This is a genomic window from Schaalia sp. lx-260, assembly GCF_021083645.1.
Classification (GTDB): domain Bacteria; phylum Actinomycetota; class Actinomycetes; order Actinomycetales; family Actinomycetaceae; genus Pauljensenia.
On the sequence record NZ_JAJNRQ010000002.1, the window covers coordinates 1 to 24768 of the forward strand.

21 protein-coding genes and 1 tRNA gene are annotated in these 24768 nt (G+C 49.0%); 14 read left to right on the plus strand and 8 right to left on the minus strand.

The genetic code is table 11. From position 1 onward, the window contains the following. Positions 1 to 796: 796 nt before the first annotated feature. Both LRP57_RS02015 and LRP57_RS02020 read left to right on the plus strand, forming a co-directional pair. Positions 797 to 1087, plus strand: a complete 291-nt coding sequence (locus LRP57_RS02015) for a hypothetical protein (RefSeq protein ID WP_231204615.1) — start codon at positions 797 to 799, stop codon at positions 1085 to 1087. Positions 1088 to 1099: 12 nt separating this feature from the next. Then, on the plus strand, positions 1100 to 1510 hold the full coding sequence (locus tag LRP57_RS02020) for a hypothetical protein (RefSeq protein ID WP_231204618.1): 411 nt from the start codon (positions 1100 to 1102) through the stop codon (positions 1508 to 1510). 236 nt (positions 1511 to 1746) lie between these two features. On the opposite strand, the gene LRP57_RS02025 is transcribed toward LRP57_RS02020, so the two are convergent. Then, on the minus strand, positions 1747 to 2046 hold the full coding sequence (locus LRP57_RS02025; protein WP_231204620.1) for a hypothetical protein: 300 nt from the start codon (positions 2044 to 2046) through the stop codon (positions 1747 to 1749). A gap of 1121 nt (positions 2047 to 3167) precedes the next feature. Between LRP57_RS02025 and LRP57_RS02030 the strand changes: the two genes are divergently transcribed. Beyond that, positions 3168 to 3770, plus strand: a complete 603-nt coding sequence (locus tag LRP57_RS02030; RefSeq protein ID WP_231204622.1) for a hypothetical protein — start codon at positions 3168 to 3170, stop codon at positions 3768 to 3770. A 184-nt stretch (positions 3771 to 3954) separates the two neighbouring features. Here the strand turns inward: LRP57_RS02030 and LRP57_RS02035 are convergent, their stop codons facing one another. Next, positions 3955 to 4173 (minus strand): hypothetical protein, encoded by a 219-nt coding sequence (locus LRP57_RS02035; RefSeq protein WP_231204624.1) that lies wholly within the window; start codon positions 4171 to 4173, stop codon positions 3955 to 3957. 213 nt (positions 4174 to 4386) lie between these two features. Beyond that, positions 4387 to 4460: transfer RNA gene (locus tag LRP57_RS02040), tRNA-Gly, on the minus strand. An 869-nt stretch (positions 4461 to 5329) separates the two neighbouring features. On the opposite strand from LRP57_RS02040, the gene LRP57_RS02045 reads away from it, so the two are divergent. From LRP57_RS02045 to miaA, 10 genes are all read left to right on the plus strand, one after another. After that, the gene (locus LRP57_RS02045; RefSeq protein ID WP_231204626.1) at positions 5330 to 9523 is read left to right on the plus strand and encodes a TIGR03773 family transporter-associated surface protein; all 4194 of its coding nucleotides are present in this window, start codon (positions 5330 to 5332) and stop codon (positions 9521 to 9523) included. Positions 9524 to 9646: 123 nt separating this feature from the next. Further along, entirely contained in the window at positions 9647 to 11197 is a 1551-nt protein-coding gene (locus LRP57_RS02050; protein ID WP_231204628.1) for an anchored repeat ABC transporter, substrate-binding protein, read from the plus strand. A 179-nt stretch (positions 11198 to 11376) separates the two neighbouring features. Then, entirely contained in the window at positions 11377 to 12465 is a 1089-nt protein-coding gene (locus LRP57_RS02055) for a choice-of-anchor M domain-containing protein (protein WP_231204630.1), read from the plus strand. Between the two features lie 65 nt (positions 12466 to 12530). Next, positions 12531 to 13427, plus strand: a complete 897-nt coding sequence (locus LRP57_RS02060) for an anchored repeat-type ABC transporter ATP-binding subunit (protein ID WP_231204632.1) — start codon at positions 12531 to 12533, stop codon at positions 13425 to 13427. Continuing rightward, positions 13427 to 14395, plus strand: a complete 969-nt coding sequence (locus tag LRP57_RS02065; protein ID WP_231204634.1) for an anchored repeat-type ABC transporter permease subunit — start codon at positions 13427 to 13429, stop codon at positions 14393 to 14395. Before LRP57_RS02060 ends, LRP57_RS02065 begins: the two co-directional genes overlap by 1 nt. 89 nt (positions 14396 to 14484) lie before the next feature. Further along, positions 14485 to 15582, plus strand: a complete 1098-nt coding sequence (gene recA / locus LRP57_RS02070; protein WP_231204637.1) for a recombinase RecA — start codon at positions 14485 to 14487, stop codon at positions 15580 to 15582. A gap of 29 nt (positions 15583 to 15611) precedes the next feature. Further along, entirely contained in the window at positions 15612 to 16232 is a 621-nt protein-coding gene (locus tag LRP57_RS02075) for a regulatory protein RecX (protein ID WP_231204639.1), read from the plus strand. Then, on the plus strand, positions 16222 to 16782 hold the full coding sequence (locus LRP57_RS02080) for a CinA family protein (RefSeq protein ID WP_331274732.1): 561 nt from the start codon (positions 16222 to 16224) through the stop codon (positions 16780 to 16782). Before LRP57_RS02075 ends, LRP57_RS02080 begins: the two co-directional genes overlap by 11 nt. Positions 16783 to 17002: 220 nt before the next feature. Continuing rightward, on the plus strand, positions 17003 to 18535 hold the full coding sequence (gene miaB, locus LRP57_RS02085) for a tRNA (N6-isopentenyl adenosine(37)-C2)-methylthiotransferase MiaB (RefSeq protein ID WP_231204641.1): 1533 nt from the start codon (positions 17003 to 17005) through the stop codon (positions 18533 to 18535). A 23-nt stretch (positions 18536 to 18558) separates the two neighbouring features. Further along, positions 18559 to 19650: a tRNA (adenosine(37)-N6)-dimethylallyltransferase MiaA gene (miaA, locus tag LRP57_RS02090; RefSeq protein ID WP_231204643.1), complete on the plus strand. Its 1092-nt coding sequence runs from the start codon at positions 18559 to 18561 to the stop codon at positions 19648 to 19650. A gap of 120 nt (positions 19651 to 19770) precedes the next feature. Here the strand turns inward: miaA and LRP57_RS02095 are convergent, their stop codons facing one another. The 4 genes from LRP57_RS02095 to LRP57_RS02110 all read right to left on the minus strand — a co-directional run bounded on the left by LRP57_RS02095 (position 19771) and on the right by LRP57_RS02110 (position 22835). Further along, the gene (locus LRP57_RS02095; protein ID WP_231204645.1) at positions 19771 to 20529 is read right to left on the minus strand and encodes an ABC transporter permease; all 759 of its coding nucleotides are present in this window, start codon (positions 20527 to 20529) and stop codon (positions 19771 to 19773) included. Beyond that, the gene (locus LRP57_RS02100) at positions 20529 to 21236 is read right to left on the minus strand and encodes a hypothetical protein (RefSeq protein WP_231204647.1); all 708 of its coding nucleotides are present in this window, start codon (positions 21234 to 21236) and stop codon (positions 20529 to 20531) included. Before LRP57_RS02100 ends, LRP57_RS02095 begins: the two co-directional genes overlap by 1 nt. A gap of 76 nt (positions 21237 to 21312) precedes the next feature. Next, complete coding sequence (locus tag LRP57_RS02105) at positions 21313 to 22290, minus strand: ABC transporter ATP-binding protein (protein ID WP_231204649.1); 978 nt, start codon at positions 22288 to 22290, stop codon at positions 21313 to 21315. After that, on the minus strand, positions 22281 to 22835 hold the full coding sequence (locus LRP57_RS02110) for a hypothetical protein (RefSeq protein WP_231204651.1): 555 nt from the start codon (positions 22833 to 22835) through the stop codon (positions 22281 to 22283). Before LRP57_RS02110 ends, LRP57_RS02105 begins: the two co-directional genes overlap by 10 nt. A gap of 307 nt (positions 22836 to 23142) precedes the next feature. Between LRP57_RS02110 and dapF the strand changes: the two genes are divergently transcribed. Further along, the gene (gene dapF / locus LRP57_RS02115; RefSeq protein WP_231204652.1) at positions 23143 to 24114 is read left to right on the plus strand and encodes a diaminopimelate epimerase; all 972 of its coding nucleotides are present in this window, start codon (positions 23143 to 23145) and stop codon (positions 24112 to 24114) included. 13 nt (positions 24115 to 24127) lie between these two features. On the opposite strand, the gene LRP57_RS02120 is transcribed toward dapF, so the two are convergent. Then, positions 24128 to 24751: a class I SAM-dependent methyltransferase gene (locus tag LRP57_RS02120; RefSeq protein ID WP_231204654.1), complete on the minus strand. Its 624-nt coding sequence runs from the start codon at positions 24749 to 24751 to the stop codon at positions 24128 to 24130. Between the last annotated feature and the right edge of the window lie 17 nt (positions 24752 to 24768).

The window sequence follows — 24768 nt, forward strand, 5'->3', positions numbered from 1 at the left end:
GAAACCAACCAAGCCCGCCAACAACACTGGGGACAAGCCATCACCTGGGCCGACCTCACATGGTCAACCAACACGCTCAAGGCCATCAACGAATAAACCCCCACCAACAAGATCTATCGTATAAGCCGAAATCCTGGGCCAGGCAAGGGGCCCTCTATCTTCATAGGCGAGGGAAGCCAGCCCACCGTCAGTGTTCCCCGCGTAAGTGGGGATGAGCCGAAAAGAAAGTAATACAAAGAAAAGAAGAAGAAGTGTTCCCCGCGTAAGCGGGGATGAGCCGAACACGAACTGGATTTCCTCGAAAGATTTGAAAGACGCGGGGAGAGAGTGAAATGGATACCAAGAGATACGAAAACGTTTCTTTCAACAAATGATTTTGTTTGGTTAACGAATAATAACGAAGTATCCGGATTAAAATGCACATCGTCGAAAGCTTCCACGATACGCGATAACATTTCATCCGCTGTTGCGAAGGCTCTGAAAAACGGAGTAACTAAGGATGTTTTCGTTATCGACATAGGACGCTTTAGTGCTAGTCCAAAGTTGATCTCACAGTTAAGCCGATACAACCAAGCTCGCAAGGAACGCCCCGAATTTCTTATACGTCGTCTGTTTGTTCTTTCGGAAAATGGAAGGGTCTTTACAGAAATTCACTTGAAATAAGATTAAAGCGGGGCCACGTTCCGGGCGTTCAGACAGGACTAAAGTCCATCGGGCTGTTATTTCAAGCCTTGCCCAGGGAGTACCTCGCAAGACACAGCATAGCAGATAGTTGGTGTTCCCCGCGTAAGCGGGGATGAGTCCGCTTGAGCACATCCTCTACGGCGGGAATCCGAAATACGGTGGCGGACACATGTATGGTCACGGGTGGAAGGTTAAGGGGATGAGGCCGCGTAGCGAGTTTTCGCAGTCGTGGACGCAGCGTGACATCACTAACGCTATACGGGAAGTCCTTGAAAATTATTGGGACGGGGAGTCGCTTGCCCCTTTATCGGCTACTATTAGAGGCGAAGTAGTAACAGTGGCTATTCATCGAAATAAAGCAGGTGCGTTGGAGATCAAAACCGTGCATCAAGGGCTACCGTAGGAGGTGAACGCAGTGTTGGATGAGATGATGGAGGTCCGCAAGCTCTATGACGATCTGCATGTGTATGCGGCTCAGACTCGTGATCCCTACGGGCAGGTTGCTATAGGGGATCAATATTACGAGATGGATCCGGGCACCGCATTCATTTTCATTTTGAGTCCGCTCATCAACGGTGATGTGATTCTGCCTGATGAGCTCATGGCCCGGTTGCGCGCTGAAATGCCAGAAGACCCGTATTGGGCTCCCGAATTTCGTGACTTGGAAAAAGCTCAGAAGAAGCTACGTCAAAAGGCCGGTGTTTCCCGTGTAAGCGGGGATGAGTCTACTACCCGTTCTATAAAAAGGCGGCGTGCCGGGCGACTCTCGGGCAAAATGGAAGGTGCCCTACAGGTGTTCCCCGCTAGCGGGTCTTGTATTCCCTGATACCCCCAGCACGCGCATGAGAATTCTCCCCGTGTGCACTACTGCTTGTCAAGAGCCTGCTTCCCGCGTAAGTAGAGATGAGTCTTTGGTATGAGCTGTGTCCTTTCCATGCGGAAGGGGGGAGTGAAAAACCCGGCACCATGCGGCACTGGGCACGTTGATAAAAAATTGGGTATAAGAAAACCCCAAGAGCAGCTCACGTGCGCTTGAGGTTCTTATGGGTAGTTCAGGTGGGGTTATAAGGTGGCGTGTTTGTCTTCGGCTTTCAGCTCGTCTTGAAGTGCTTGCGCATCAAGATAGGCTTCGTACGTGTAGGTTTCCGTACCGTTATTTTCAATGCAGAGTAATCGGTATTCTTCTAAAAGCTCATCAGGAATAAGCATGCTGTCAGCATCTTCAATATCACGATGCCCTTGCGGGTTTTTTAGGGAATAAGGACGCAACTTGACATAAAGAGGCAAAAATGTGTCTTTTCTGTCGGGGTCGTAATGAATGATTTCTAAAATCTTAGAAAATTCCTCATCTGTCAAAACCATTTCTACCCTCCTTAATAAGGCAATCCCATATGTGCTGTACTAACTGCTGTGGTCGTATCAGCGTTTTTGTTTTTCTTCGGAGGGTTTACTTTCACTGTGATCATTTTTCCGTTGACCTGAGCAGAATAGGTCCCTACAAGCTGCCCATCTCATTTAGCCTCTAACACCTCACGTATTGCACTGGCAATATCATGCGGGGTCCACTCTTGAGGAAACTCAGTACGAGAGTATTCCCCGCGTAGATAAGGATGAATTTGGCACGTAACGGTGACCAGTTCATTGAAATCGAGTTGGCATAGTAAAGCGGAGCGCTTAGCCCGGGCGTTCTAGTTGGATTTTCATCCAACGGGTTGTTATTTCAAGCCGGGCCCAGGGTGGCAACCCCGCAATCAAGATAATAACACATATAAAATGCATTCATCGAAATTTTCGATAATATGCTTTTATAGGCGAGGGAAGCCAGCCAGCCCACCATTAAGGGAGAAATCCTGGGGCAGGCCTCGGGTCCCTCGCCTAACCCCTTTCAAGCAACAATATTGACCACCCGCACCCAACAGGTTGCGGGTTTCTTTTTACCACAGCAGGACCAACCTGGTCCCGATCATCACCAGGAGTGAGTATTCCCCGCGTAGATAAGGATGAATTCTAGCGAAGCTCCTCGGAGCATCGGATTTCAATAATGGGCAACACCTTTCGATGCTAGTCCCATACTTTCTGACGCGACCGGCCGGAGTGGGCCACAAAGCAATTTGAAAAAGTGCCCCTAGACGGTAATCAGCTTCCAGCAAGAATACGCTAACGATCCCGCAATTGCCGGGCCCTACACCCCAAAACTGCCTCAGAACAATAAAAACAGCACCCCGGACACCTCCCAGCGTTGCCAAAATTTCTTGTGTCCAAATTGGTCAAGAAACATCCAGACATATCCCTTGCAATCTTCACACCTGGGTCATTGAGCAGCAGGTGCGAAACGTGCTCTATCCCTTGACGCACTTACCGAATGTAGATATAGTGAAACTGTCGCTCTATAGAACATTTGTTTTGTAATACGAGCATATGCAGTCCGAACCTACTGCGTGCTTTCCCGTCACCGACGATGGTCAAACAGAAAAGGAAACATTATGAAAACCTCACCATCGAAGATCTTTACTGCGACATTGACAGCGGTTTCACTAGTATTTGTTTCTGCTGGAATCGCAAACGCGCAAGAACTCGCCACCATTCAGGGTGCAACTATTAGTTCATCCAACAAAGAAACAAATACCCCTCACATCACTCCAGAACAATTCACACAGGGCCTGAATGATCTTGTTCAGGAAGGAAAGCTAAAGATCCTGTCTTCGCATGAAACACCCACAGTATTCGAAAAAGAATACGGAGTCGTTGATCCAGACAGCGGGACAGTCGTCATGAGTTTCGTAACCGAAATACCGCGGTACGAGGAACGCATTTGGGGCGCTATGTGGGGTTGGGAACCTGCCATCACTTTTAATCAAACTGATCAAACAGCAATTGCCACTGGGGGAGCGGCAGCTATTGCCGCGATGGCAACTGCTGCAGCAGCTGCGTTAGCCGAAACAGTTGTTGGTAGCGTAATTTCCGCTGGACTGATCGCTTTTGTCGGCGGAGCCGCAACCGTCTACATTAGTCAGTACGGGAAATGCCCTGCTTCTCGCCCCACGCTGTGGGTTGGAACAATAAGCCACCGAGCTGCATGCAGGTAAACATGATGAAACAAAAAACAAAAGGCACATTACTTTACATATTACTCTACGGACTTTTTGCCTTCGTTACATCAACAACTCTGTATTACACAGCTGCTTCATTCTTTCCGAGGTATACACAAAGTGCCAGCATCGTTTGGTTGATTGTACTCTGTGTTTTTCCATTCATATTCACTTTCGCTCGTCAAAAGAAGAGCGCAACCACCGAACAGGAAATGGAGTAAGAATCTAAGTTTTCGCATGACGATGAGAGCTCATTCAGAAGATAACCCGCATCGATACCCTGAGCTGAACCAATAGATTTTCCGATGCCGCATTCTTCTTCCTTCTCCTGCGGTATCTCGCCTAGCATAAAAGGAACGGAGAGTTTAGGTACCCTCGTTCTGTCGGGGGCATTAGTCATGTCCAGTTTCTTTTCAAACCGAAACTGCCGGATGAGATCGGGGCCAGCTTGTTTAGGGGCTCAGTGATACTGGACTACTTCCCGTTACCCAAATTGTAGCTAATGGGAACTGCTGAGATTAGACCAATATTCGGCAAACCTGTCAAGAAATATGCGAATGTTTTGCGCCTGTCACTCAATGACTCAGAGGTGAAGAATTGCAAAGGACATGCCTGGAGCGGATGACGGGAATCGAACCCGCACCATCTGCTTGGAAGGCAGAGGCTCTACCATTGAGCTACATCCGCAGCATCAGCCGTAACTGACGAAAAATAATGATAGCGTGCCAGCACTCTAAAAGCGAATTTATGTCCAGAACCGGTGTGTCGAACCTTCTTTTTTGATTATTCATATGCTGTTCTTTGTGATTTGTAAGGTGAAATAGCCTTTATGCTGCGTGTCATATCCGTAAACTGAAGTACTCCTTGCAGTGCGGTCATATCCGTAAGCTATTCCTGTGTGGTGTTCTGGCTTATTTGTTGCCCGCCTTGCGCATCGTGCTCAGGGTCAGGCAAAGGCGAGTGTGCGTATGTGTTGTCACCTGGCTCCTTGTGCATTATGTCAGGGGTGTGTTGAAGTAGATACTGACTGCTTGCTTTAAAGGGTTATGGCTCATGTAGAGCTATTTATTTGCTTGGTGAAAATACTTCCCTTGTGTTGGAGGTGGCGAGGGATAAGTTTCCCCACAGGTGACCGCCTGTGTGCCTGGGCGTTGCGGCGTGCGTCAGATTAGCGAAGTCACGGGGCCGGGTGACCACCCGTGTGCGGGAGTCTCTGGTTTCCCCGCGAAAACCCTGTCGTGCCAAGACGACCGCCTGTGTGCGGGAGTCTCTGTCTGAGCTGGTGGGGGATGAGTGTGCAAGCATTGTTGGGAGGGCTAACGCTGTATGTCAGGTTCGTGGTGGTGTGGCTTAAATGCGGTTTAAGTGTGGTTTAGGTGCAGTCATTATTGGGGAAGGAGTAAAGAGGTGAAAAATCTGGTACTTGTATGTGGAATAAGAATCAATGTGGATGTTTGTGTGTAGGTGAAAATGGGTGTGGGTGCTGCTTGACGTATAGCAAATGAACAGATTATTCTAAATGAGAATCATTATTATTTTCTTCTAGAAAGACAGCCATGACCACCACGATTCTGTCGCGCACCAAGCGAAATCTCTTGCGTTCGCTCACGAGCATATGCGCACTGTCTGCTGTTATCATCGCCTCGCAACCATTTATGGCCTTTGCTGATACTCCCGAAGAAAAGGAAATTATTTCCTCAGGAAAAGTGAGTATCTTTGATGTGGCAAGCGGGGTAGAAGACGAATCAACCCCATACTTCACTGTGGGAATCAAAGCTAACGAAAAAACATACGAGCCGGAAAAAGTTGCTCTGAAACTTCCACAAAGCACCTTCAGTACCGCACACAATAATGCCCCACAGGGAGTTCCTGCAGGGTATGCCACCGCCTCACAAAATACGAATGAAAGCCCCGCTTTTTACTGGGATACAACTCGTAGTACCTACTACACTGCAGCCTCTGTGAAGGTTGGTTTCACAGGGCCCGCAGGTGGCCGTATTTTCGCCTACGGATACAACGAAAACTCTGAACCCGTATCACTCGCTGAAGATTCAGATGAAGGATACGAAATTGACCACACCGGGACCTGGCTGGAACAAACAAGCCAGCAAAACCGTCACACCACATGGGTTTTCACGAAGCCAGGCACCTATACGCTGAATGTGCGAGCACTCGGTAAAAAAAATAATGGAGGAAGCTTCTCACGCAAAGTCGAACACACCTACACGGTGATCGTCGGTGAAACCTCATCGGCCGCGGCATCTGAAGATCCTTCCTCATCCCCAACAGGCGCAGAAAACACGTCAAACCCCGAAACCGCAGAGCAGCCCCCATCGCACTCTGCAGAGGACGCCACACTCACACCTACGCAACCGACAAATGAGTTATCTGACGCAACATCCTCGCCCAGTGAGCCAACAAGTGAAGCAGGAACGGCCAATACAACAGAATCAAACTCCAACGAAACAGAAATAACCTCACAACCTTCAACAACAAATACTGAAGATGATGAGGCTGACGAAACAGCTGAATTTACCGGTGACATCCCCAGTATCATGCCACCGAAACCACATGTGAAAGACCCCGTAAGCGGTAAAGAAATGCTGCTGCGCACACACGTAGATGCTGCACATGTGTACTGGGATAAAACAAACCAAGAACTCGCAGTCGGCGTTATTGACGGAAGCACATTGCGTCCCCACAACCTTGTTGCGGTGCGCGTAGGACCTGACTCTGACCCGCAAACCGGACGCGAAGTATCCCGTATTAAACTACCGAAATCAAATATCCTTTCCTTCCTAGGAAAACCTGGTGACGTGCTCTGGAATGCTCCCGGACAGCACTACCAAGGCTCCCGCCCAGTATGGGCAGGTGTAGGCGCAGGACGTATGCCTGATACGGTTAACCCCTACACATTGAAGCTGCACCTGAAATCAGTACAAGGCCCAGGATGGATGTCACTGTGGCGCTACGGTGGGGGATCATTCGCTCAAGAAGACCTTAACTCCGCAAACCCAGAAAAACACTCAATGTCACTGATTGCCGGAGCCCACGGACACTACAACTGGACTTTTTCTGCACCCGGACGTTACACGACCACATGGTTTGTCACCGCGAAAACAAAAGAAGGCGCATCCATTACCTCCGATGAATATTCAGTGGAATGGCTTGTAGGCACTGACACTGATGTGCAACTACCCGAAGGCACAACACCAGGTGACAAAATCAAAGTACGGACTGAAGAATTTACAGATCACGATAACCTCTTTGAATCCGATGAAACAACTGACGATGTAGAAGCCGAAAATGCGAATCTGCCTGAGCAAGGACAATATGTGTGTGCAGCCCCAGGCCATTACGATCTGACAGCCTACAATGAGCAAAATGGCAGAGTGAATGTGCAACTGGCTGATGACTCAGGAACGAAACGAGTCATGCGTAACAGCAACACGGTGGTAGTCCCCGTACCTGATTCGGCCTCTCACTTAGTCACATCAGAACGTATGAGCGCAGTACTCACAGCCCTCGGCCCTGAAGGAACAAAAGTCTGGACACTGCCGGAAATTCAAAAAGAAAACCTGCCGTGGCTGGGGATGAACACCGAAAGAATGGATTACTCAAAGATCGATACCCTTGGTGTTCTCACAGAAATTGAAGACTACACCGGACCAGGCCGGATGATTCTATGGCAATCCAACATCTTGGATGGTTCAAAGAAACTCCTCGATTCACATAATGACAAAGCACGTATTTTCTTTACAGGGCCTGAGCATATGCACACGGCGACCAGCTTTAATGTTCCGGGCTTTTACAGGGCCAGCTATTCCTTCCTTGCGCACTATCGTAAAGACAGCGGCTGGTTTGCTCGATCCTACGCTGCTCACGCCCTGTACTATGCGGTAGGTAATGAAGCTATCCAACAAGCCTGCGGAGAAGACTTCTTACGTACTTTAGAAGAACACGCTCCCGAAGCTCACAGCAGCGACTCCTCACATAATGATGACGCTCATACATCTGAAGGTTCCGATGATGCTGCCGGTCATACTCTTGAGGATTCCAACGAAGCCTCACAACCGAATACTGGCACTGAGGATCTGAATGCCTCTGGTGATAACTCGGGCTTTGAAGTCATTCTTGACCATGGGCACGTTGACATGTTTGACCTTACTGCTGATAGTGCAGGACACCTGAACCTCATGCTGAAAGAGGACAACACAGCGGTAGGTACACTACGAGAACCAGAAAAAGTCCTCCTGAAAGTCAAAAACAGTGCTCAGATGGCCCAAGAATCTGAGCCAGCGTATTGGCCTCAAGCATTAGCAGGAGTAAAGAAAGCGTGGATCTTGCCGCAAACACAAAACCCGAAGCTGCTGTGGCCAGGATGGGACACGCAAGGCATTAAAGCCGCAGGGTACACGAAAACCACATTCGACGTGTCCTACAAGGCGCCCAAAAATGGTCGAATCTACATGTGGATTCAAGACCCCTTGGGCGGACCGGAGTCACGTTTAGTGTCCGGTGGCTATGAGATGAACCCTGCAGGTTCACAGATCCTCCAGAATTACCCTGGACACACTCACGTGAACTGGGCATTTACTGCCCCAGGGCGTTACACACTCACCGTGACAGCTCACGCAACGCGCCCAACAATGGTAAGCGGTTTCCGCAGCGCTGGCAACGAAGAAACAGTAACGACAATGACACGCACCTACACCATTGATGTCGGTGATGTGAATGCCGGAAACAATGAGAAAGATACGGACACTTCGGAAGAAAACATCGCTGATACCACGTCCTTACCTCATACCGATACAGAAGACACGGCAGAGACAACACCGACGCCACAGGGAAATGAAAACACGGGAGCACCTGCACCTGAACGTGGCACGGAAGTTTGTATTCCCACCACAATTACACGCGAAGCAACCGCTGCCGAAGCTGCTACCTTACGTAGCGCTTCACAAGCTCCCGCTAATACAGCGCGCACCACACTGACATTCAATGTGGGACCAGGAGCACGTGGTAACGCAAATGACGGACATTTTGACCTTGGACCCGCCATTGAAAATAAAACAGTCTATGCGCGAATCAAGGATGAGCGCCAGCAACCTGCGCGATGGATCGACCCAGCTCAACTGGTGTTCGCTGTAGGGACTCCTGCCCAACTGAAAGCTCCAGCTGCACTGTCATTTATCGCCACAGAAGGATCAGATGTGTGGATGATTCCTTCCACACAAATCCAAGGAGTCCCATGGCTGGGAATGAACAGCCAACGTGAAGAAATCGTGAACGGAACCCAAGGCGGAGTGACTTTCACCCTTGAATCTGTCAATGGCCCCGGAAAATTTGCAGTATTTAATGCAGGAGCGCTTGGATCAGGTGTCGGCACGCACGTTTTTGACGCCCCCGGATCTATGTACACCCTGCCGGCAAATACTCATGCACACCAGAACTGGGTTTTCACTCAACCAGGAACCTACAAGGTGACGCTATTGATGAAAGTAAAGCCTCTAGGCGAAGCGCTCAACGGTAGCGGAACCCATAATGGATCAACTCTTACGTTGACAGGTGAAAAAGGTCCCAATGGTCTACCTATGGTGAGTGAAACAGTAGGACGTACACCCAGTGGTGAAGCATGTTCACTGGCTACCACCGGCGCACAGGTACGCGACATCGTGTTATGCACGGGCCTGCTCCTCATCCTTGGTAGCGCGTCGATGATGATACGTCGTCGTCAGATGCGATCATAAGCCGTCAGATTGACACGAAAGAAAATGAGTACAGAACGAATACTCAAGTCAACAGGCATACGGTTCGGGTGGGTGTTAAGCGCCTGCCTGAGCGTATGCCTGCTGGCATCTTGTAGTTCACATATGCCGACCTCTGCTGAAGCCCGTAGGCTGAACGTAGTAACGACCACTGGCATACTTGCTGATTTTGCTCGACAAGTCGGCGGTGAACATGTGAAAGTGAGCCAGCTGATTCCCCAAGGCGCTGACCCCCACAGCTGGGAGCCTTCACTACGCGGTATTCGTGATGTTGCCTATGCTGATATTGCCGTCACGAACTACCTCATGCTAGAGCAGCATTCGCTGATTAAAACTTTGGATGCCAATCTGCCTGCTGATGCGCTTTCTGTGTCTTTAGCTGAGGAAGCTGCGAAACAAGGAGCGACAATTCTTCCTCTCGTGGAAGACCGTGCGCTGGACACTGTGTGGCTTGGGATGAGGGTCGCCGGTAAAGGCACGCAACATGGTGCTACTCGTTCCTCAGAAATCGACCTGAGTGTCACAGCCATTGAAGGCCCAGGAGATGCCGCTGGATACCTGACAACAACTTTTGGAGTACCTGAAGTAGGTTTTGCTTCATCTGACGGATTTGATAAATCAACAGGGTATGCGAAAGACACCACGACACTACCGGCCGATGCCCACCAACATATGAGCTGGGCTTTTACACAACCTGGCGTGTACACCATTCATGTGACGGCAGCACTACGCACAGCACAAGGACAACCACCCATTCACATTGGCACAGCGAAACTTGTGTGCGCTGTCGGGGTGGATGCGGCTCAGGTCGCCCGCACAATGGGACGTCAAGTCCTGACCTCGGGGCACGCTGACCTGACTGTTGACCTTGACGCTCACACAATCGACCTGATGGTGGACCGTACAAAAGATGGGGCAAATCCACTGAACGTTCCAGAAGTTCCAGGGGCCTCGCACGTCGCGGGCTTGGCTGCTGTGTCCTTAGATGACGTGGTCGTTGACGTTCCTACGCGCACACTGACACAAATTCCTGGACAGTCAGGCTTTCGTTTCTTAGGTTCGCCTGGGCAAGATATTTACCTCCTGCCGCAGGCGGTTCTTGGTAAACACGTACACGGGGAAATTGATCCTCACCTGTGGCATGATGCTCATAATGCGGCTGCCTATGTGCGTGTCTTACGTGATCGTTTCATTGAGCGTGACCCTGAACATTCTGATGAGTACAGGCAAAATGCTGAAGAATATTTGCGTGAGCTAAAGGAAGTCGACGCATATGTGACCTCAATGATTTCATCTATCCCGCAAGAACAACGTCAGTTAGTGACAACACATGATGCTTACGGGTATTTAGCGAATGCTTACGGTATGAACGTGGCAGGATTTGTTGCGCCCAATCCGGCGGTCGAACCTTCTATCAGTGACCGTAAGAAGCTGGTGACCGCAATTAAGAACTTGAAAATTCCGGCAGTCTTTTTGGAGCCGCAACTGGCACGTAGGCGTTCCACTTTACAAACCGTTGCCGCTGAAAATGGTATTGAAGTATGCCCTTTATACGGTGATACCCTTGACGCAACCGCCCCCACATATATCGAGATGATGCGTTTTAATGCCCGATCACTTGCTCAATGTTTAGGCGGGAGCACAAACCAGCCATGAGCACCTCACAGTAGTGATGCGCTAGCCACAGGATAATTACGTGTGCGGTTATCAGATTTATTCTTCATAGGAAAAAGAAAAGGTGAGGGTAAAGGTCAATGCTGTTTCCTTGATGCGAGGCAAGTCCGCAGCAAGCACAATACGCATCTTCCCGCACCGTATAAAAAGAAAGACAACGTATGAAAACAACCAATGAGTGCCATCTGCAGGGCGGATCTACATTTTTTCATGGTGCCGAAACACAACAATCTTTCATCTGGCGTATCGCATTTTTTCTGAGCGCGTTTTTCCTAGGGCTCACGCCTATGCTAGCTGCCCCTACCGCGTGGGCTGAGGACGACCTTGCTCAAAGTGTTGACTCCACTGAAAGCGTATCTGCACACAATGCGGTGGTGGAATCAGGGCACGTGGATATTGGTCCAAAGATTGTTGAGGGGGAGTGGAAAATTCTTGCACGCGATGATTCCGGTGCAACACCGCTATGGCGTGACCTTAACCATTTTGTCTTGAAAGTCAATGATCGTGGGCTCCTTGACGCGCCTACACAGGCTCCCTATGAATTCCTTGGCGGCAAAGAAGGACAAAAATGGTGGATTATTCCTCAAACTCAAAATCCAGATGTTGTGTGGTTAGGATGGAATACGCAAGATCCTGAAGCAACACAACGCATGAGTCGGGGAGCCACCATGAGTATTGGTCATATTCACGGGCCTGGACAAGCGTGGCTATTCCTGCAAGATGGAACATTCGGTGAACCTCGTGTGCTGGTTGATGCTACTGTTACCAGCCCGCAAGATGTGTGGATTGATGTGAATACTCATGTGCACGCAAATTGGGTGTTCACTCAGCCCGGTGTTTACATTGCGCCGATACGCATATGTGCTGACATGCAAGATGGGTCCCATATGTGCGCACAATCGGCCCTACGTTTCGCTGTTGGTGACTCGACAGATCCTGAGGAAGCCCTCAAAGCACCTGTTCCTGAGGACTTCACACAGGCAGAAAACATGTCCACTCCTCAAAGCAGCTCCGCAGATACGCCCTCATCTGCATCTGTCACACCAGGCAAAGGCGGGACGAAAACAGGTGCGACTTCAGGGGTCTCTGAAACGCGCATATCGACGATGACATACATTCTGATTGCAAGCGCAGTGCTCATCCTCATCCTTGTGATTGTTCTTATCGTGCTGCGCTCGCGTGCAACACGCCGAGACATTATGCGAGTACAGGAAGAACGCCGCTTACACATGCAAAACCATGAGGTATAACGTGAGTGTTTTTCATAAGAAACACCCACCTACCCCTGAAAAACCGCACAGCTAAAGGTAAAAGCATGAAATTTCGTCAAATAAAGACTTCAGGGACACGCGCGCCTCAAGTATCCCATGCGCAGGCAGCCTACGAAATCAACGAAAAAAGCGAAACAATGAACGAATCAGCACGCCGCGCCCCTGAGCTGCGGATAGATGATTCTCACGAGCTGACCGAATCTGCGCCTGTCCTTGACGTTCGCGGTTTAAGTGTGGATTTAGGGGGTCGTCGGATCCTCACCGAGATTGACCTGCAAGTGAATTTTGGTGAATTTGTTGCTTTAATTGGCCCTAATGGTGCAGGGAAAACCACGCTTATTCGTTCAATTTTGGGTCTTTTACCTGCACGTAGTGGTGACATCCTTAGTCAGGGAAAGAAATTACATGCACGCCACATTGGATACGTGCCTCAACGTCATGAATTTGCATGGGATTTTCCTTTGACTGTGCGTGAGGTTGTTGTGTCAGGTCTGACGGGAGCATTAGGGTATGGTCGCCGTCCTCGTCTTGAACATCAACGTGCCGTGGAAGAAGCAATGGAAAGAGCAGATATTGCTCACTTAAGTAAACGAATCATCGGGGAATTATCCGGCGGACAACGGCAACGTGTTCTTGTTGCCCGCGCCCTTGCTCTGCAACCATCGTTATTGCTTCTTGACGAACCATTCACAGGTTTAGACATGCCAACTCAGGAACGTTTAACTGATCTTTTCCGTTCACTTGCACGTGAAGGACACGGCGTGCTGATGAGTACGCATGATCTTGTGGCAGCTTTAGCTGACTGTGATCGGTTATATATGGTGAATCGTCATGTGGTCGCCAGCGGGAGACGAGAAGAACTGATGGACGCACAGCTGTGGATTCAGACATTCCGTATCCGTGAAAATAATCCATTGCTGAGGGCTTTGGGAGTGATCTGATGCTTTCTTTTACAGATTTTTTGATGGACCTACTGAATCCGTCTTTAGCTTTCCTACCTCGCGCTTTACTTGTAGCGACGATGAGTGCCATTGTGTGTGCGGTGGTGGGGACTCATGTGGTCTTACGTGGGATGGCATTTATTGGCGATGCTGTAGCCCATTCTGTTTTCCCGGGTTTAGCTATTGCATTCGTGATGTCGGGTTCTTTGGTGCTGGGTGGTTCTGTTGCGGGTGTGTGTACTGCGATTCTTGTGGCTTTGCTTTCACATAATCGGCGGCTCAAAGAAGATTCAGTGATCGGTGTGCTTTTCGTGGGAGCTTTTGCGCTGGGTGTAGTGATTATTTCCTGGGCGCCAGGCTATGCGGGTTCTTTGCAAGATTTTCTTTTTGGTTCGATCACCGGTGTGCCGGCTGAAGATATTCCCGTGATTGTGGTCGCTTCGGTTCTTGTGCTTGCGCTTGTAGCTTTTTTCCATAAGGAATTTATTGCGGTGTCACTTGATCGTGAGACGGCCAGAGCGCAAGGTTTACCCTTACTTTTCCTTGATATTGTTTTGTATATCGCGGTGTCTTTAGCGGTGGTGATGTCGGTTCAGACGATTGGTAATGTTCTGGTTCTTGCTTTACTTGTGACTCCTGCGGCGATAGCGCGACTGCTGGTTGATCGTTTTGTCCATATGGTGTGGGTTGCGATCTGTATTGCAGTGACAGGGAGTTTTATCGGTATCTACGTGTCTTGGGCTGCAGATTTACCGACAGGTGCCTCAATTGTTTGCGTACTGACTGTGGTTTTTGTTATTGCCTGGTGTGTGGCACCTCGTCATGGATTTATTGTTCGATATTTTCGGAAGAATTCTCGGCGTGTCGAGGGGGCTCGAACAGATGTTCCATCTATTCTTTCTGTGGATGAACACTCAGATATCCACAATGATGGTGCTGTGAGTGCGGATGCGATTGGTCGCGCATAACGTCATCTACACCGGCTCGGAGAGGGCATAGGTGTTCAAGACCAGAATAAGACGATGGCCGGCGAGGCCCAGAACAGAACGGAATACCCATGGGAGCTTCACGTAAAAGCGCATCGGTGTACACAGGAAATGACCGTAATAAGGCTCTTGAAGTTGCACTTGCGCAGATTGATAAACAGTTTGGTAAGGGTTCCGTGATGCGTCTGGGGGAGGAGACTCGCCCCCCTGTTCAAGTGATTCCTACAGGTTCATTGGCCCTCGATATTGCTTTAGGTGTAGGCGGCTTGCCGCGAGGTCGTGTCATTGAAATTTATGGTCCTGAATCATCCGGTAAAACAACTGTGGCATTACATGCTGTTGCGAGCGCTCAAAAAGCTGGTGGGAATGCTGCCTTTATTGATGCTGAACACGCACTTGACCCTGTGTATGCGCGTGCACTTGGTGTGGATACTGATGCTTTGTTAGTGTCACAGCCTGATACAGGTGAACAGGCTTTAGAAATCGCTGACATGCTGATTCGCTCAGGTGGAATTGACATTATTGTTATTGACTCTGTTGCAGCTTTGGTTCCAAAAGCGGAAATCGAAGGTGAAATGGGGGATTCTCATGTGGGCTTACAAGCACGATTGATGAGTCAAGCCCTCCGGAAGATTACCGGCGCTCTTTCAGCGACCGGCACGACAGCGATTTTCATTAATCAGCTGCGTGAAAAAATTGGTGTTTTCTTTGGTTCTCCTGAAACAACAACAGGCGGCAAGGCCCTGAAATTCTACGCATCAGTACGCATTGATGTGCGACGTATTGAATCGTTGAAAGACGGAAGCACACTTGTCGGAAACCGTACACGTGCGAAGATTGTGAAAAATAAAATGGCTCCGCCTTTTAAGCAAGCCGAATTTGACATTGTGTATGGGCAAGGAATTTCTCGTGAAGGTTCCATTATTGATATGGGCGTAGAAACAGGGGTTATCCATAAATCAGGTTCATGGTTCACTTATGAACAAGACCAGTTGGGCCAAGGAAAAGAAAATGTCCGAAAGTTCCTTGCTGATAATCCTGAACTTGCTGCAGAAATTGAAAATAAGATTTTAATTGCTGTTGGTATTGCACAAGATCCACATGCAGAACTTCAAACAGACGACGCGGCTACTGAGGCAGAGGACCCATCAGCAGAGGCAGGTTTCTGATACGTGCTCGGTGCTGAAAGGCCTGAGAAATGGTGCTGTACTCTGATCCAGAAGAATGTCGTGACGCCCGTGAACCACAACGGCGAAAATATGTCTCTCCTGCAGAAAAAATAAGGAAACTGCAGGAAAAGAATGCTGCTTTGACCGGTGTTCACGCTGTAGAAGCGGCACGAGAAGTTGCTTTACGTCGTTTAGATTCACATGCGGCTTCTCGTGCTCAGCTTCGTGAAGCGATACTGTCGCGTGGTTTTTCGCAAGAAATCGCTGAAGAAGTCCTTGATCGGCTTGAAAGTGTAGGCTTAATTGATGACGCTGCGTACGCTCGAGCAGTTGTTTCCTCTGCTTTTACGCTCAGCGGGAAAGTTGGCAGAGCCTTGGTGGAGGATTTACGACGCAAAGGAGTAGACGAAAACAATATTGCCAGCGCCATTGCCGATATAAGTAGTGAAGATCAATACGAAAAAGCCTGCGAACTAGCACATAAGAAAAAACGAACAATGCTCGCATTGGACACGCATGTTGCTCAACGTCGTCTCATGGGAATGCTAGCCAGAAAAGGCTATCCACAGCACATTATTCACAGGGTCGTGCAGGAAAGCTTATCCTCGTGGACCGATCACGAATCAGAGGAATATGCATATGACGACTAACTCTGAATACCGCAGAAAGCCATCTTTGCCCCAGGAACACAACATGGAGACAATCACTGATCGCACAGATACGGCAGCCCTCATTCATCGACTAGCAGAGTATCAACTAACAATTGCCTGCGCTGAATCTTTAACAGGCGGCGCTTTATGCGCGCGCTTTGTGGACAGCGCGGGAGCTTCTCACGTGTTACGTGGCGGCGTATGCGCATATGCAACTGACCTGAAAACTGGTTTGCTGGACGTTTCACCTGAGCTTCTCGAACAGCATGGTCCAGTACACCGTGATGTTGCTATCGAAATGGCACAGAATGTGCGTGCCCTTTTACATGCTGATATTGGTTTGAGTACAACCGGTGTCGCAGGACCAGGACCAGCAGATGGGCACGAAGCTGGAACAGTGCACATAGCTCTTGCATGGGATGGCGGATATGCGCATCGTGAATATCATTTTGTCGGTGATCGCACGCATGTACGTACTCAAACCGTGGAATGTGTACTTCGTCTGCTATCGGTTCTCGTGGAAGGAAAAGAAATATCAGAAACTGTGTGAGAAATGAAAAATCCACACTCTGATCCTCAGCTTTGTACTCAGTCGTAATGCCTAAAGGAAAAGAAACATGAGTTTTCTTGAAAACTTCCTCAACTCGTATGCGTCCTCAGGCAATACGAAGCTAGGGGAACAGCTTGTTGTCCTCACGGAGTGAGAGAACTACCTCATCACCCCTTTTTGAACACGGAATACAGATCAAAAAGACCTAGAATCGACGACGATGACTCTTGAAATGAACACCACGTTGCCGCGCACCTACGCAGTGCGCACTTTAGGCTGCCAAATGAATGAGCATGATTCGGAACGTATTGCCGGTCTGCTTGACGGTGCTGGCCTTGTCCCTGTCGATTTAGTTCCTGAAGCCGCAGCACGCGCGACAGATGCGGGCGATATGGGCGCTGATGTTGTTGTCATTAATACATGTTCTGTACGTGAAAATGCTGCTACACGCCTATTCGGTAATCTAGGCCAATTAGCCGCTGTTAAACGTGAACGCCCCGGAATGCAAATTGCTGTTGGAGGATGCCTCGCTCAGCAAATGCGTGACGGGATCATCGAGAAAGCCCCCTGGGTGGATGCTGTTTTTGGGACACATAACATTGATGTGCTGCCTGTCCTCCTTGCGCGTGCCGAACATAATCGTCGCGCTGCCGTTGAAATTGAAGAAGCGCTGAAAGTTTTCCCCTCCACACTGCCAACTCACCGTGAAAGTGCTTATGCCGCGTGGGTATCTATATCCGTAGGCTGTAATAACACGTGCACATTCTGTATCGTGCCGCACCTGCGCGGAAAAGAACGGGACCGTCGCCCAGGTGACATTCTTGCTGAAGTTGAAGCTGTTGTCGCTGAAGGCGCTATTGAAGTCACACTACTAGGGCAAAACGTGAACTCCTACGGTGTGGGTTTCGGTGAAAGAGGGGCTTTTGCTCAGCTTCTACGTGCTGTCGGCACTATTGATGGGCTTGAACGAGTACGTTTCACAAGTCCACACCCTGCTGCTTTCACCGATGACGTGATTGAAGCTATGGCGCAAACACCTACAGTGATGCCTAGCCTCCATATGCCTTTACAGTCCGGATCTGACGCGGTTTTAAGGCAAATGCGTCGCTCGTACCGGCGGCAAAAATTTATGGGCATCTTAGACCGTGTGCGTGCAGCTATCCCTGAAGCGGCGATCACCACGGACATTATTGTGGGATTCCCAGGGGAAACTGAGGAGGACTTCCAACAGACATTAGAAGTGATGGAGGAAGCACGATTCTCCTCTGCATACACTTTCATATATTCCAAACGCCCAGGAACGCCCGCTGCTGATCGTGACGATCAAGTACCAGAAGACGTGGCTTTAGAACGCTATAAACGCTTGCTTGCCCTCCAAGAGCGTATCTGCGCTGAAGATAATGCGGCCCTTGTGGGAACAGAAGTTGAAGTCCTGATCGCTGAAGGGAAAGGTCGTAAAGACGGCGCTACTTCGCGTATTTCAGGCCGTGCACGTGATAATCGCCTTGTTCATGTTGCAGTGCCGGAGGGCTTACCTGATATGTATAAGCCGCGTCCAGGTGATATTGTGCGTGCCACTGTCACTTACGGGGCGCCGCACCATTTGATTGCTGATTCAGCGCTTAGTGGAGGCTTATTCGATGTGCGTCGTACACGTGCAGGTGACGCATGGCAAGCACGACAAGCTGCCGAGGAAGCCGCAAAAGACACACGAGTACAGTTGGGTATTCCCACACTGAAAATCCGAGCATAAGTGCGTATAAGAACGGGTTAATCATGGGAGGCTACGAGTTACCTGAAATATCAGGTGACCTTTCTGTGCCTGCGCGCGTAGAGGGGGAGGGTACGCAAAGCATGGGGGAGGGACCTTCTTCCACTCGTGAGCTATCATCAAGCGCTGCTCTCCCTCGGTTAGCTCAACCGTGGAAACTCATAGTTGCTGTGGTGGGCGCAACTGCCTCCGGAAAAAGTGACCTTGCACTTGATCTTGCTGAAAAACTGCCTGAATACCTTGAGGCTCCGGGGAATGCGGAACTTATTTCTGCAGATTCTATGCAGTTTTATCGCGGCATGAATATTGGGACCGCAAAGACTCCCCTTGAAGATCGTCGCGGGATTCCTCACTATCACATTGACACTTTGGATATCACACAGGAAGCCTCAGCCGCCCTGTACCAGCAGCAAGCCCGCGCAGATGTGAGGCAGATTCATTCACGCGGAAATATGGTGATTGTTGCCGGTGGGTCGGGACTTTACCAGCGTGCGCTTCTTGACGTTATTGATTTCCCGGGCACTGACCCTGCTATTCGACGACGTTTAGAAGCCGAAGCGCAGAGGCTCGCTGATACTCATGAACTTCATCGGCGACTTGCCGAAAATGATCCTGTAGCTGCGCGGCACATTGACCCGAATAATACGCGACGCATTATTCGAGCGCTTGAAGTCATTGAACTGACAGGGAAACCTTATTCTGCAACTATGCCGCAGCGTGTCTATTACCAGCCGACTGTGATGCTTGGGATACAACGTCCCCTAGAAGAACTTGATACACGTATTGCGGTGCGCACACAAAAGATGTTCGACGAGGGCCTAGTTGAAGAAGTTCATTCTTTGATTCCGCTGGGATTACGTGAAGGTAAGACCGCTTCAAAAGCAACAGGTTACGCTCAGGCTTTGGCCTATATTGATGGGCATATCAGTCTGGACGAGGCCCGCGACTCGGTGGCATTAGCGACCCGTCAGTTGGCGAGGCGACAATTAAAGTGGCTGCGCCCAGATCATCGGGTGATATGGCTGCCACCTGCTGCACCAGAACAACTGCTGGAGCAGGCTGTACAAGCTGTGACATATCATCTTGCCCGTTGCTAATACCCTTACAGGCAGGGCTGTGTACATGTCTTGCTTCTGATTCTGACAGAAGCATGAAAGTGTGTCATTTCCACTTATCCCTCATGAATGACGTGTGTAAATTATTCACAACATATGACACTACGCCTTTTTATGTGACCCTTGACGGATTCTCTGACGCAGGGCATATAAAGCAAATAATGCAAGAACGCAATTTACAAGACTGACGACAACCTCAAAGAAAATATATGAAAAAAGATCGGACTGAGGGGCTTCGATACTACTGATGAGGTGCCAAAACGGAAAATACATAAAAAGAGCTGACAAAGGCGCAGGATAGCTGTGTAATGGAACAAGCGCCCCCGTGCTGAGTGGCAGCATAGCGATGAAAGTATTCAGAAGGAGAAAAGGGTCCTGAGTCAAAGGAGCGCATGTTGCGCACAGGAAACCGAGAGCACATCCTGCAACTGCGGTGCAAGGTAATAAGAGACATGCGCGTGTCATGATAGGTGAAAATGGAGTAAAACAGAGCATTAACGCCCCAATTGACACAAGACCTGATAAAACGCCAGAGAAAGCAGATAATGTGCTGTGGGGGCACCAATATGCTGTGTCGAAACGTCTGTAAGTGAGGACCTGAGGGAGGATACCGTTTGTATTGTCAGTAACCACGCTCAAAGTGAATGTGCTGGCGCTGATGATAACTGTGCCAAGTAAAATAAATCGGCAAGCCACGGCATCCAGTAGGGGAGCGCCCAGAGCTTTTCCCAAGAAAACCGAGGCAATAATCTCAAGAAGCGGAGCCGCTATAAGAGAAACGCATAGGGTACGACCTGTTGCCCAGTAATGCGATGAAGTACGGGAAAGCAAAAGGGCGGATAAAAAACGTGAAAACCACATCAGCGGGCCCCGATCTTTCCGCTCTTGTAGGCGTGATGTGCGCATAGGATACATAAGGAGCAACCAAAGAAAGTCCATCCGGTGATTGTTCCTAAGGCGTAGAGTACTTCAGAGCACGTGAATCCCTCAGCAGATGACAAAAATACTGGCAGCTTATACATAAGAGAAAATAGGCGCATAGTCGGCGAAATGCTCCGTATAACTATTTCCCAGAGGGAATGACCTTGTGCGTCCCATAGAACCCCTGAAAAGAGGAGGAGTGGAGTTAAAAGAAGTGATTCATAAGCCATCGCATGTGTAGTTAATACGAAAATACAAGCAACGATCAGAGTAACGCCGAATAAACCTGCCCATGACAGTGTCATAAGGAAAATCAAATGAGGCAGTAAAGGCAAAAGAAGCGACATGGAAAGGTGGCCGTGACCAGGAATAATCCATATCAGTGTGGCAAGTGGGAAAGACAGAAGCGAAAAGACTGAAACGCTTGAAATAAGGGCAATAAGGACAAAGACACGTGATGTACGTGACGTAAAAAGATAAAGTAAAGTCCCTCGCCTACGTTCAAAACTGATGATTCCTGCAGCGCTGGTAGAAGTTGCCCACATGCCAATGAGGGCGGTACGAATAAAGGCCGCATATGGGTCAGTTTCCCACGCAATGACAGCAAAACGTTGAGTGATCCCAGCAGTAAAAGTAGCGAAGAACATGAGGTGAACGAAATAAGTAACTGAAGCGTACTGATGCCAAAAAAAAGAAAGCTATTCGTATGCGGTTCATGAAAATCTATCTTTCAGGAGCATTTCTGCGTGACAGATATATGAAAGCGTCCTGAAGCTGAGCATTTGTTAGGCGAATATCTTGCGGAATAGGAATTTTTTGTCGCGTGCAGTATGTGTGGATGAAAGCAACGAGATCATCAGGATTTTTGTGCCAGTAGAAAGTGGCTTTCCAATGTACACCGACGGGTCTGAGGCTGACTGCTCCTTGATCTCCTAAAAGGGTACGGCAGGTCTTTTCATCAAAGCGAGCGAGGTTGTGGGCTGCTATAAGCGTGTGTGCGACCTGCGTGAGGCCTGCGTAAGAGATGATGTCGTGAGAGGTTCCTTGCGCAATAAAAGATCCGTGGTCCATAAGAACAATGCGTGTGGCGAGGTCTTCGATTTCTTCCATTGAATGACTGGTGAGGATAATTCCTGTTCCTTCGCAGGCAATACGTGCTATGAGCGAACGAATATGTAAGGCACTATCAGGATCAAGTCCCATTGTGGCTTCGTCGAGGATAAGAATACGTGTATGTCCCAGGAGTGCTCTAGCGATGTGGAGTCGTTGATATTGCCCTCGCGAAAGCGCGCCTGCCTCTGTATGACTTTGCTGCGTGAGGTCCACTAAACGCAGGAGACGCATGATGTGCTGGTCATGTTCTTTTGGAGGGATTGAAGCAAGGGAAGCGAAAAATCTGAGGTTTGCTTCTACGGTTGAACGAAGGTAGAAACCGCTGTCGCCACCTAAGGAAACACCGATAAATCTGCGGGCTGCTAAAGGGCGTTTGAGGGCATTAACTCCACATATTGTGAGGCTGCCAGAAGTCGGAGCCAGCATGGTAGTGCACAGAGAAACGAGCGTTGTTTTTCCTGCCCCATTGAGGCCGACGAGTCCTAAAATTTCACCAGAATCCAGTGTGAAAGATACATGGTTAACAGCGCGTACACTAGAGTGTGGGGCACGGAAATCACGGACAAGATCAGAAGCTGTTAAAAGCATACTTCCTCTATTTTTCTCATTTTGATGGCCCTAGACATGTGTATTCCAAGAGGATCTAATATGCGTATCTTGTTTATTTCTGAAGATAGCTGGGTCTGTCCATTTTTATATAAACTCGATACGAGTATTTTTCCTGCGGTGTCTAGTGAAGTTAAAGCGCCAATTAATGTGAATTCTTTTACTGCCATTAATGCATAATAATTTGAAATCGCGGCAAGTATTACTCCGCATTTTATTAATGTGTCATATGAGCCATATTTCAATAAATCTTTTCTTTGTCTTAAAATTATTGATGAGGCAATCGTGTAGTTTCCAAAAAATAAAATGTATCCATCTATATCGTTGGAAAAGCTAAGAATATCTCGTTTTTGGAAATGGTCAAAAACTAATTCTTTTTCTATAGGAGGTAGCTGCGCTAAGCGCAGGTATTCTTCATAAAAAGTCTTGGGATCTGTTATCTGGCGGACACCTAAATCAGTAGCGTAAGTAGGGGCGCATAGAGGTGGATAATGGGGACATGAGATACCTTCCTTGGATTTGCTCACTTGATCAGTCTGCTTTGTCTTAAGGAAAGAAATATTATTTTTCTCAACATGTGGACTTAGGTCCGTGATAGGGAAGGAGTACGTGTGTTTTTGACTCTCATTGAGGGGCAAAGGTGTAATGCATACAAAGCGTGAGGTGCTTACCATCTGCCAGAGAAGTGACGTGTCGAAAACGTACCTCCCACTATCAACATTTTGTGGACGCGCCGCAAAGTAGGAAGGATAAATACGACAAAATAAGGGGAAAGAAACCGCTGCACCACACGAATCAATTGCGGTATATGAGGGCAGGTAAAGGACAGAACATATGTCACTACTTCAAAGATCAATGATATTGGCAAAAGGGCATGGCACAGGAAACACTTTTGTCCTCTGTGATGATCCTGATAATACGTATGACATATCTGCCCAACAGGTTGCATTGTGGTGTTCACCTACACGCGGTATAGGTGCTGATGGTTTTATACGTTGTGTGCGCCACGGTGACATGTGGTTCATGGATTACCGTAACGCTGATGGTTCACTGGCGGAAATGTGCGGAAATGGTGTGCGTGTTTTCGTACACCACCTGCGTAGGCGTGGCTACATTAGCCTCGATGAAGGCCAGTCAATTGACGTGCGCACACGAGGAGGAATCCGTCGTGTCACCCTCATTCCCACGCCGCAGTATGTAGATGCAAGAAAAAATAACACCTCACAAATCCCTGAGATATCAAACGAAACAGGGTTGCCTAGCAGCACAGAGCAGGCAGAAAACTGGTATTGCGTGGATATGGGCCAGGCACGCACCAACGGTAGGGAAGAAACAAGGATACGTGTACCGGGCCTGCCCGATACTTACCGTTCAATTCACGTGGATATGCCAAATCCTCATGAAGTCATTGACGTTCGAGATGAAAAAGCCCTTGAAAATGCTGTATTACCGACAGTAGATGCGGCATATGCCCCCGAATTTTTACGTCCTGTGTACGATCCTGTCCCACCTCACGGCACGAATCTTGAACTCACAGTTGATATAACGACTCCGAGCGATATCAACGCGGAACGTGGTCGTTTACTTATGCGTGTATTAGAACGTGGCGTGGGCGAAACTGCTTCATGCGGTACCGGCTGCTGTGCTGCGGCTGTTGCTGCGGCACGTAGACGAGGGGAGGATGCTCCACGTACATGGCATGTGCATATTCCCGGTGGCATGGTTGAGATCGACTTAGGAGACTCTGATTTTGCGCCAGTTTTACTGAAAGGCCCTGCTGCCCATATCGCAGATATTACATGGTGACATTTACACCTGACTATACGTGAGGGAGCACCTCGATAATCCGATAGCCTTTCTTTGACGCAATTTTTTGCGCAGGAAAACCTACACTGCTCAGCCACGTAATCAAAGAATCTGCGCCTAAATTCTTTTGAACCACTAAATAGGCCCGTCCCGTAGGGGCAAGTAAAGACAGCCAGCTTGTCAGCATGGTGTGCATCGCTTCTTTACCGATACGGACCGGTGGATTCGACCAGATCACATCAAAACGCAGATTTTCAGCGTGAGCACGCTCCAAAGCGCGAGTGGCATCTAAGACCTCAACACAATCTTCCACCTCATTATGAACGGCATTACGGGCTGTCAGATCAAGTGCCCGCTCATTCACATCAACCGCCCATACATGAGCCTGCGTGGACTCCAAAGCCATTGTGATAGCTAGAGGACCCCAACCGCACCCTAAATCAAGGAAAAAACCCTGATCGGGTAATGCCGGCGCTTCAGCCAGGAGCTGTCGGGTTCCTAAATCAATACGCCCGCTAGAAAAAACCTTATCAGACACCCACATTTCAAGATCATGACCGCGCGCTGTTGCACGCAGTACGCGTAGTTCGTTATCGGTAGCAGGAGCTGAGGAAGTGAAATACTGTTGTTGGTCCACATGCGTAGCCTACGCGA